The sequence below is a fragment of the Limnohabitans sp. genome (assembly GCF_038134685.1).
Classification (GTDB): domain Bacteria; phylum Pseudomonadota; class Gammaproteobacteria; order Burkholderiales; family Burkholderiaceae_C; genus Limnohabitans_A.
The window spans coordinates 34579-44302 of sequence record NZ_JAYPVP010000020.1; the positions used below are offsets into that span (position 1 = coordinate 34579).

At 60.5% G+C, this 9724-nt stretch carries 13 protein-coding genes and 1 tRNA gene; 11 read left to right on the forward strand and 3 right to left on the reverse strand.

Annotation, left to right across the window (positions count from 1 at the left end):
* From AAFM15_RS09315 to AAFM15_RS09325, 3 genes are all read left to right on the forward strand, one after another.
* Window positions 1–577 (forward strand): DNA-directed RNA polymerase subunit alpha (locus AAFM15_RS09315; protein ID WP_341686440.1); only part of this gene is annotated, 577 nt, incomplete at its 5' end.
* A gap of 82 nt (window positions 578–659) precedes the next feature.
* Complete coding sequence (rplQ, locus tag AAFM15_RS09320; RefSeq protein WP_341686441.1) at window positions 660–1046, forward strand: 50S ribosomal protein L17; 387 nt, start codon at window positions 660–662, stop codon at window positions 1044–1046.
* Window positions 1047–1065: 19 nt separating this feature from the next.
* Window positions 1066–1142: transfer RNA gene (locus AAFM15_RS09325), tRNA-Met, on the forward strand.
* 51 nt (window positions 1143–1193) lie between these two features.
* Here AAFM15_RS09325 and AAFM15_RS09330 read toward each other — a convergent pair.
* Genes AAFM15_RS09330 through thiL form a run of 3 tightly spaced genes read right to left on the reverse strand, consistent with a single transcriptional unit; the run spans window position 1194 to window position 3147 of the window.
* A complete protein-coding gene (locus AAFM15_RS09330) occupies window positions 1194–1682 on the reverse strand; it encodes a CinA family protein (RefSeq protein ID WP_341686442.1) in 489 nt (162 codons plus the stop codon).
* Window positions 1679–2182, reverse strand: coding sequence for a phosphatidylglycerophosphatase A (locus tag AAFM15_RS09335; RefSeq protein WP_341686443.1), 504 nt, complete (start codon window positions 2180–2182; stop codon window positions 1679–1681). Before AAFM15_RS09335 ends, AAFM15_RS09330 begins: the two co-directional genes overlap by 4 nt.
* Window positions 2183–2184: 2 nt before the next feature.
* Complete coding sequence (gene thiL / locus AAFM15_RS09340; protein WP_341686444.1) at window positions 2185–3147, reverse strand: thiamine-phosphate kinase; 963 nt, start codon at window positions 3145–3147, stop codon at window positions 2185–2187.
* Window positions 3148–3186: 39 nt separating this feature from the next.
* Between thiL and rpe the strand changes: the two genes are divergently transcribed.
* The 8 genes from rpe (at window position 3187) to AAFM15_RS09380 (ending at window position 9610) form a co-directional block, all read left to right on the forward strand.
* Entirely contained in the window at window positions 3187–3867 is a 681-nt protein-coding gene (gene rpe, locus AAFM15_RS09345; RefSeq protein WP_341686445.1) for a ribulose-phosphate 3-epimerase, read from the forward strand.
* Window positions 3868–3869: 2 nt separating this feature from the next.
* Window positions 3870–4574, forward strand: coding sequence for a phosphoglycolate phosphatase (gene gph, locus AAFM15_RS09350; RefSeq protein ID WP_341686446.1), 705 nt, complete (start codon window positions 3870–3872; stop codon window positions 4572–4574).
* Between the two features lie 211 nt (window positions 4575–4785).
* Window positions 4786–6285, forward strand: a complete 1500-nt coding sequence (gene trpE, locus AAFM15_RS09355; protein WP_341686453.1) for an anthranilate synthase component I — start codon at window positions 4786–4788, stop codon at window positions 6283–6285.
* Window positions 6282–6857 (forward strand): aminodeoxychorismate/anthranilate synthase component II, encoded by a 576-nt coding sequence (locus tag AAFM15_RS09360; protein WP_341686447.1) that lies wholly within the window; start codon window positions 6282–6284, stop codon window positions 6855–6857. Before trpE ends, AAFM15_RS09360 begins: the two co-directional genes overlap by 4 nt.
* A gap of 15 nt (window positions 6858–6872) precedes the next feature.
* The gene (gene trpD, locus AAFM15_RS09365) at window positions 6873–7898 is read left to right on the forward strand and encodes an anthranilate phosphoribosyltransferase (protein ID WP_341686448.1); all 1026 of its coding nucleotides are present in this window, start codon (window positions 6873–6875) and stop codon (window positions 7896–7898) included.
* A 2-nt stretch (window positions 7899–7900) separates the two neighbouring features.
* On the forward strand, window positions 7901–8047 hold the full coding sequence (locus AAFM15_RS09370) for a hypothetical protein (protein ID WP_341686449.1): 147 nt from the start codon (window positions 7901–7903) through the stop codon (window positions 8045–8047).
* Entirely contained in the window at window positions 8040–8840 is an 801-nt protein-coding gene (gene trpC / locus AAFM15_RS09375) for an indole-3-glycerol phosphate synthase TrpC (protein WP_341686450.1), read from the forward strand. The genes AAFM15_RS09370 and trpC overlap by 8 nt, the downstream gene beginning before the upstream one ends.
* A complete protein-coding gene (locus AAFM15_RS09380) occupies window positions 8840–9610 on the forward strand; it encodes a uracil-DNA glycosylase (RefSeq protein ID WP_371833101.1) in 771 nt (256 codons plus the stop codon). The genes trpC and AAFM15_RS09380 overlap by 1 nt, the downstream gene beginning before the upstream one ends.
* The last annotated feature ends 114 nt before the right edge of the window (window positions 9611–9724 follow it).

Sequence of the window (9724 nt, forward strand, 5' to 3'; positions counted from 1 at the left end):
GATCAAGGTCGAAAAAGGCCGTGGTTATGTGCCCGGTACCATGCGTCGCTACGGCGATGAGCCGACCAAATCCTTGGGTCGCATCGTTCTGGACGCATCGTTCTCTCCGGTCAAGCGTGTGAGCTACACCGTGGAAAGCGCTCGTGTGGAGCAGCGTACCGACCTGGACAAGCTGGTGCTCGAGATCGAAACCAACGGTGCCATCACCGCTGAAGACGCTGTGCGCGCTTCGGCCAAGATCCTGGTGGAACAACTGGCTGTGTTCGCACAGCTCGAAGGTGGCGAACTGTCTGCTTTCGACCAACCCGCTCAACGTGGCGGTGCTGGCAACTTTGACCCGATCTTGCTGCGTCCTGTGGACGAGCTCGAACTCACCGTTCGCTCTGCCAACTGCCTCAAGGCCGAAAACATTTACTACATCGGTGACCTCATCCAGCGCACCGAGAACGAGTTGCTCAAGACCCCCAACCTGGGTCGCAAGTCGCTCAACGAAATCAAGGAAGTCCTGGCTTCTCGTGGTCTGACTTTGGGCATGAAGCTTGAAGCCTGGCCGCCAGCTGGTCTGGATAAGCGATAATACAAAGTTCCCGGAACCATTCCGGGGTGTGCACGGGCAGTACCTGATACGGCTGCCTGTTTAATAAAGAAAGGAAAGCACCATGCGTCACGGTCACGGCCTTCGCAAACTCAACCGCACCAGCGAGCACCGCCTCGCCATGCTGCGCAACATGATGAACTCGCTCATCGAGCACGAAGTCATCAAAACCACTGTGCCCAAAGCCAAGGAACTGCGCCGCGTGATCGAACCCATGATCACCCTGGCCAAGGAAGACTCTGTGGCCAACAAGCGTCTGGCCTTCAACCGCCTGCGCAGCCGCGACAGCGTCACCAAACTGTTTGCTGATCTGGGCCCCCGCTTCGCCAAGCGCCCCGGTGGCTACACCCGCATCCTGAAGATGGGCTTCCGTGTGGGTGACAACGCACCCATGGCGCTGGTGGAATTGGTGGATCGGCCCGAAATTTCTGAAGCACCCGCTGCAGAATAAGGTATAATTTACGTCTTACCGCGGGGTGGAGCAGTCTGGTAGCTCGTTGGGCTCATAACCCAAAGGTCGTTGGTTCAAATCCGGCCCCCGCAACCAATCAAAAAAGCCCGCTGAATCAGCGGGCTTTTTGCATTTCTAGGTGTTGCGTCAGGCTTCTTGTTGGGGTTTGGACAGTCTGTCCAGCAAGCCTTGCACCGCGTGTAGCACCGTGCTGTTGCGCACTTGTTGGCGGTCTCCGCTGAACACATGATGGGCGGTTTCGGTCTGGTCATGAACGTGCCAGGCGATCCAGACCGTTCCGACGGGTTTTTCCGGGCTGCCGCCAGTGGGTCCGGCAATGCCCGTCACAGCTACTGAAACTTGGCAACCGGACTGCCGAACGGCACCTTCGGCCATGGCTTTCGCCACGGCTTCGCTCACCGAACCGTGCTGGGTAATCAGCGATGCGGGTACACCCAGCATCTGCGTTTTGGCGGCGTTGGAATAAGTCACGAAGCCGCGATCGAACCAGACACTCGAACCGCTCAACTCAGTGCAGGTGGCTGCAATCAAACCGCCCGTGCAGCTTTCAGCGGTGCAAAGCGTCCATTGCCGAGTTTGCAGGGCAGCGGCCAAGGCGTCCAGCAGTCCATTCATTTGAACGCCCAAAGCACGGCACCCAGACACAGCAGCGTGCATGCCGCGGCGACAAAATCATCGACCATGATGCCAAAGGCGCCTTGCCATCCATCGCCTTTGAAGCGTTGGTCAGCCCAGGCCACAGGGCCAGGTTTGACGGCATCAAAAAACCGGAACAAAGCAAAGGCGAGCAGCTGCATGCCTAAAGACAAGGGGCCAAGTGCCCAGAGCACCAGCCAGATGGCCACAATTTCATCCCAAACGATCGCGCCGGGATCGCTCATTTGCAAATGCTCTGCGGTTACTTTGCAGGCCCACCAGCCCACTACCGTTGCAAGGGCGATCAGTACACCTTGCTGCAAGGGGTTCAGCCACAGTGACAAGGGCCACCAGGTCAGCCAGCCCAACAGCGTGCCCACGGTGCCGGGCGCTTTGGGTGAGAGCCCGGAGCCAAAACCCAAGGCCAGCCAGTGGGCAGGGTGACGCCATAAAAATGCAGGTGTGGGACGGATGGTCATGGTCAAGCAAAGTGGTCAAATGACGAAAAGGTCGCAGCATCCAGCAGTTGCTCGCGGTCGCGCAGGACGACACCTGAAGCGGTGATGGTGCCAATGCATGTGACGCGCGTTTGACTGTCAAGTGCTGCTTGGGCAACTGCAGTGCGGGCTTGTACGGGTGCGGTGAAGACCAGCTCGTAGTCGTCACCACCCGTCAAGGTGCAGGTGTTGAGCACGTCAGCGGGCAAGGCAACTGAATGCGCGCTCGCACACAGCGTGCGAATGACCTCTACATCCAGCTCGGCCCCGACCTTGCTGGCTTTGAGGATGTGACCCAGATCACCGAGCAAGCCATCGCTGATGTCGGCGCAGGCATGGGCGATGCCGCGCAAAACGATACCGAGGGCAACACGGGGCGAGGGCGTGTCCAGGCGTTCAGCGCAAAACGCCAGAACACCAGCGGGCAATTGAATGCGACCAAGCCGCGCTTCCAGGGCCAGACGCGCATCGCCCAAATGACCGCTGACATAAATATCGTCGCCCACTTGGGCTGCACTGCGCAGCAACGCCTGCCCCGTGGGAACTTCGCCCATGACGGTGATGCTCAGATTCAAAGGGCCCGAGGTGGTGTCTCCGCCAATGAGTTCGCAGTCGTGGGCTTGGGCCAACGCCAGCATGCCGGCAGAAAATGCAGCCAGCCAGGTTTCGTTGGCCGCAGGCAAAGCCATGGCCAGCAAAAAGGCGCGCGGTGTGGCGCCGCAGGCGGCCAGGTCGCTGAGGTTGACGGCCAGTGCCTTGTGACCCAGGCCGCGGGGATCGGCATCGGGCAGGAAATGACGCCCCTGTACCAGCATGTCGCACGACACAGCCAGATCTTGACCCGGGGTAGGGCGCCACAACGCGCAATCGTCCCCAATGCCCAACACGGCGCGGCCTTGTGTGGCGGCTTGTTTGAAGTATCGGTCGATCAGCTCAAATTCACCCATAGGCGCTAGCTTAACCGCTGCAACTGCGACAATATGCACATGAGTACCACTTACCGCATTGCCCCCTCCATCCTGTCTGCCGACTTTGCCCGCCTGGGCGAAGAAGTGCGCAACGTGATTGCCGCTGGCGCGGACTGGATCCACTTTGACGTGATGGACAATCATTACGTGCCCAACCTGACCTTCGGCCCCATGGTGTGTCAGGCTCTCAAACCACATGCCAAAAAAACCGCAGGCGAGACTGTGCCGATCGATGTGCACCTCATGATCTCGCCGGTCGATGCCCTGGCCGCGTCATTTGCCGAGGCGGGCGCTGACCTGATCAGCTTTCACCCTGACGCCAGCGCGCATGTCCACCGCAGCGTACAAGCCATCAAAAGCAAAGGGGTCAAAGCCGGTCTGGTGTTCAACCCGGCGGAGCCGCTGGATGTGTTGGAGTGGACGATTGACGACATCGACCTGATCCTGATCATGAGTGTCAACCCAGGCTTTGGGGGGCAAAGCTTCATTGATTCAGCCCTGCGCAAAGTAGAACAAGCCCGCAAATGGATTGAGCGCAGCGGCCGCGATATCCGCCTGGAAGTCGATGGCGGCATCAAGGCAGAAAACATCCGCCGCGTGGCCGATGCTGGCGCAGATACCTTTGTGGCGGGCAGCGCCATTTTCGGCAAGCCTGATTACAAGGGCGTGATTGATCAGATGCGCGCCGCCCTCAAGTGAGCATGCGCGCGCAGGCGGCGGTGCTGGATCTGGATGGCACCCTGGTCGACACCTTGGGCGATTTCACGGTCGCCCTCAATCGCTGCATGGCCGAGATGGGTTGGCCTGCGTTGGCACCCGAGTGGGTTGAGCGAGCGGTGGGCAAGGGCTCGGAGCACCTGATCCGCAGCGTGCTTGCTCACCAGCTGTCGCAAGATGCCGTCAAGGGCGTGGGCTGCGCCTGTCCGGCGCTGACGGTGGATGCGTACTACCCCCGCGTCTGGGCCGCCTACCAGCAGCATTACCGTGACATCAATGGTCAGTTTGCACAGGCCTATCCAGGTGTGACCGAAGGCTTAGCCCTGCTGCGCAACCAAGGGCTGCGCATGGCCTGTGTCACCAACAAGCCTGTCGCTTTTGCGCAAGACCTGCTGGACAAGCTGGGTCTGGCGGATGCCTTTGCAGTGGTTTATGGTGGTGACAGTTTCGAGCGCAAGAAACCCGATCCCTTGCCCTTGCTCAAGGCGTGCGAAGCGCTGCGTACCGACCCTGCGCATACCTTGATGGTGGGTGACTCGGTCAATGATGCGCAGGCTGCGAATGCAGCGGGTTTGTCGCTCGTGCTCATGACCTATGGCTACAACCATGGGCAGGACATTCGGCAAACCCCAGCGCTGGCCTGGCTGGATCGGCTCGATCAGATCGGACCCTGCCTGGCTTTGCGCTAAACTTGACGCCATCATGTTGTGCATGCCTCTTTCATCCCAAGCAGTCAGCCTGTCGGCCCGCATTTGTGCATTTGGCCGGGGAGCCTGGCCCTGGCGTCAGCCAGCCTGATTGATCTTTTCTGGCGCTGTGCGCCCCCATGCGCTCCAATGTTCTGGAGCACCGGATGAATGAGCCGCCTGTACTGTCAGGCGTTGACCAAGGCAGATGTCCATGATCACCGAGTCTGAATTTCAAAAGCTGGCCACTGAAGGCTACAACCGCATCCCCTTGATGCAAGAGGCCTTTGCCGACCTCGAAACCCCTTTGTCCTTGTATCTGAAGCTGGCCCATGTGCAAGACCAGGGGCGCAACAGCTTCTTGCTGGAATCCGTGGTGGGCGGTGAGCGCTTCGGGCGCTACAGCTTCATCGGTTTGCCCGCACGCGTGGCGCTCAAGGCCAGCGGTTTCGGCGGGCAGGCCAAAACCGATGTGCTGCGCGATGGTGCTGTGATCGAGACACACCACGGCAACCCGCTGGACTTTATAGAAGCCTACCAAAAGCGCTTCAAAGTCGCGCTGCAGCCTGGCATGCCGCGTTTTTGCGGCGGCTTGGCGGGTTATTTTGGTTATGACACGGTGCGCCATATCGAAAAGAAACTGGCCCACAGCTGCCCGCCCGACACCATTGGCATGCCCGACATTCACCTGCTGCAATGCGAAGAGCTGGCCGTAATCGACAACCTGACGGGCAAGCTGTCCTTGATTGTTTATGCCGACCCCGGCGAGCCACAAGCCTATGCTCGTGCGCAAGCGCGCTTGGCCGAACTCAAGGCCCGCTTGCGAGTGCCTGTACAGGTGCCGCCTATGTTGCCCGGCGCCAAATCGCAAGAACAGCGTGATTACGCGAAAGAGGATTTCATGGCTGCTGTGGAGCGCGCAAAGGGCCTGATCCGCGCGGGTGACTTCATGCAGATCGTGATGGGACAGCGCATCAGCAAGCCCTTTGCGCAAAGCCCGCTGAGCCTGTACCGCGCCCTGCGCACGCTCAACCCCAGCCCCTACATGTATTACTACCACCTGGACGATGCCCATGTGGTGGGGGCATCCCCCGAAATCCTGGTGCGCCAGGAGCACACACCGGCAGGGCAGAAAGTCACCATTCGTCCGCTGGCGGGCACCCGTCCGCGTGGCGCTACGCCCGAGGCCGATAAGGCTGTCGAGCAGGAGTTACTGGCCGACCCCAAAGAGCGCGCGGAACACGTGATGCTGATCGACCTGGCGCGCAACGACATTGGCCGCATCGCGCAAATCGGCAGCGTCAAGGTCACCGAGGCTTTTGCGGTGGAGCGTTACAGCCACGTGATGCATATCGTCAGCAATGTAGAGGGCCTGCTCAAGCCCGAGCTCACCAGCATGGATGTGCTCAAAGCCTCCTTCCCGGCAGGTACCCTGAGCGGCGCGCCCAAGGTGCATGCCATGGAGCTGATTGACCAGCTCGAACCCGTCAAGCGCGGAGCCTATGGCGGTGCTTGTGGCTACATTAGCTATGCGGGCGACATGGATGTGGCGATTGCGATTCGCACCGGCGTCATCAAGGACGGCATGCTGCATGTGCAGGCCGCAGCCGGTGTGGTGGCCGACTCGGTGCCCGAGCTGGAATGGAAAGAAACGGAACACAAGGCCCGCGCCGTGTTGCGCGCCAGCGAAATGGTCGAGGAGGGTCTGCAATGAGCCGTGTCAAACTCCTCATGGTGGACAACTACGACTCGTTTACCTACAACATCGTGCAGTACTTTGGCGAACTGGGTGCGGACGTCGAAGTGTTCCGCAACGACGAGATCACGCTCGAAGGCATCGCAGCCCGCAAGCCTGACCGGCTGGTGATCTCGCCCGGCCCCTGCTCACCTGCTGAAGCGGGTATTTCGGTGGCTGCCATCCAGCACTTTGCTGGCAAGTTGCCAATCCTGGGCGTGTGCCTGGGGCATCAGAGCATTGGCGCGGCCTTGGGTGGCAAGATTGTGCGGGCTCAAGAGCAGATGCACGGCAAAACCAGCGTCATCACCACCACGCAAGAGGGCGTGTTTGCGGGGTTGCCCCGGCAGTTCACCGTCAACCGCTACCACTCGCTGGCCATCGAGCGCGCCTCTTGCCCGGCCTGCCTGAAGGTCACGGCCTGGACCGATGATGGCGAGATCATGGGTGTGCGCCACACCGAGCTCGACATCGAAGGGGTGCAGTTCCACCCTGAGTCCATCCTGACTGAGCACGGGCATGCCATGCTCAAAAATTTCCTTGTGCGCTGAATACCGGAGGCCGACATGACGATCACCCCACAAGAAGCGTTGCAACGCGTGATTGACCACCGCGAAATTTTCCACGACGAAATGCTGCACCTCATGCGCCTGATCATGAGTGGCGAGATGTCCCCCGTGATGACGGCGGCCATCGTGACCGGCTTGCGCGTCAAGAAAGAAACGATTGGCGAGATCACCGCGGCGGCCGAGGTGATGCGCGAGTTCTCGACCAAGGTGGACATTGCAGACCGCCAGCACCTGGTGGACATTGTGGGTACAGGCGGCGATGGCTCGCACACCTTCAATATTTCCACTTGCGCCATGTTCGTGGCTGCGGCAGCTGGTGCCAAAACAGCCAAGCATGGCGGGCGCAGCGTCAGCAGCAAGTCCGGCAGCGCCGATGTGCTCGAAGCGCTGGGTGTCAACATCAACCTGCCGCCTGAGCGGATTGCCGCTTCGGTGGCGCAAACGGGTATTGGTTTCATGTTCGCGCCCAACCACCACCCCGCCATGAAGAACGTGGCACCGATGCGCAAGGAATTGGGCGTGCGCACCATGTTCAACATCCTGGGGCCCCTGACCAACCCGGCAGGGGCCCCCAACATCCTCATGGGCGTGTTTCACCCTGATCTGGTCGGCATTCAGGTGCGTGCCTTGCAACGTCTGGGTGCCGAGCATGCGGTGGTGGTCTATGGCCGCGATGGCATGGATGAAATCAGCCTGGGTGCATCGACCCTGGTGGGCGAGCTCAAGGACGGTGAAATTCGTGAGCACGAAATCCATCCCGAAGACTTTGGCATGACCATGGCCAGCAACCGCGCCTTGCGCGTGGAAACGCCCGAACAATCCATGGCCATGCTGCGCGGCGTGCTCGACAATGTGGCCGGCGCCCCACGCGATATCGTGGTGCTCAATGCGGGCGCGGCGCTGTACGCCGCCAATGTGGCCAGCAGCATTGCCGAAGGCATTGAGCGTGCGCGTGAAGCTTTGGCCAGCGGTGCGGCCAAAGCCAAGTTGGCCCAGTTTGCTGCCTTCACGCAGGCGGCTTGAAGATGAATGCCATCTGGCAAGACGAAGGCACCTGGATTGCGCTGGGCATTTCAGCGCTGTTTCTGGTGGCGGGCATCGTCATGCACCGGGTGTTTGTGAAGGTGCTCAAATCCGGCGTGCCGGTGCAACAGGAAAAACAAGATGAGTGACATTCTCAACAAGATCGTGGCCGTCAAACGCGAAGAAATCGCTGCGGGCCTGAAAAAGAAATCCCTGGCCGCCATGCGCGCCGACGCGGAAAGCCGCGTGCTCACGCGCGATTTCGAAGGTGCTTTGCGCGCCAAGATTGCGGCAGGCCAGGCCGCAGTGATTGCCGAGGTCAAGAAAGCCAGTCCGTCCAAGGGTGTGTTGCGCGAAGACTTCATCCCGGCCGACATCGCGCAAAGCTACGCCGAAGGCGATGGCAAGGTCAATGCGGCCTGCCTTTCGGTGCTGACGGACCAGCAGTTTTTTCAGGGTTGCAACGACTACCTCAAGCAAGCGCGTGCCAGTTGTGACTTGCCGGTCTTGCGCAAGGACTTCATGGTGGATCCTTATCAAGTCTATGAAGCGCGAGTCGTAGGAGCTGATTGCATCTTGTTGATTGCCGCCTGCTTGGACGATGCGCAGATGGCTGATCTGGAAGCTGTGGCCCGCAGCCTGGACATGGCGGTACTGGTCGAGGTGCATGACCGCGCGGAACTGGAGCGGGCGCTCAAGCTCAAGACCCGTCTGGTGGGCATCAATAACCGCAACCTGCGCACCTTCGATGTCAGTCTGCAGACCACGCTGGACATGTTGCCCGATGTGCCCAAGGACCGTCTGCTGGTGACCGAGAGCGGCATTCTGGCGCGTGAAGATGTGCAGCGCATGCGTGACGCGAATGTGCATGCCTTCCTGGTGGGCGAGGCCTTCATGCGTGCCAAGGAGCCTGGATTGGCGCTGGCGCAGCTGTTTGCCTGATGACACAGCAAGGGTTTGACTGGGACGAGCCGGGTCAATCCCGGGCTGCAACGTCAGCTTTGGCAGCGCGCCTAAGCCAGTGGCCGCCCGATGTGGCGGCTTTGTCCGGCGGGTGGGGTGAGCCTGTGCGGGATTTTCTTGCTTCCCCCTCGGGGCAGACCTTGTCGACCCGCTTGCAGGCGGCATTGGCGGCTGGCACCGTGGTGTACCCCACGGAGCCTTTTCGGGCCTTGACGCTGACGGCGCTCAATGATGTGCGAGTGCTCATCCTTGGGCAAGACCCGTACCATGGGCCGGGCCAAGCCGAGGGCTTGGCGTTTTCGGTGGCTCCCGGAGTCAAGATTCCCCCCAGCTTGCGCAACATGTTCAAGGAATTGCACCGCAGTCTGGGGGGGGCGTTGCCTGCGGATGGCTCCTTGGTGCGGTGGGCTCATCAGGGTGTTTTGCTGCTCAACACCACGCTCACCGTCGAAGAAGGGCGGGCGGCCAGCCACGCCCGGTGGGGCTGGGAGGTGTTGACCGATACTTTGGTGGGCTTGGTCGCTGCGCGCTCGCAGCCTGCCGTGTTCATGCTCTGGGGTGGACATGCGCAAGCCAAGCGCAGTCTGATTGAGCGTGCCGCGCCCGATGGGCGCCATCTGGTGCTGCAGGCAAACCACCCTTCACCCTTGTCCGCGCTGCGGCCGCCTCAGCCTTTCTTGGGTTGCGAGCACTTCCTGCTGGCGAACCGTTTTCTGCAGGCAAAGGGTTTGAAAGCCATTGATTGGTGAAAAAGTCGATCAGACTTGTGAAGTGCCTCAAAAAGGTGGCATAATCTGAGGCTCGCTTCCCGGAGGGGTGCCCGAGTGGCTAAAGGGGGCAGACTGTAAATCTGTTGGCTTACG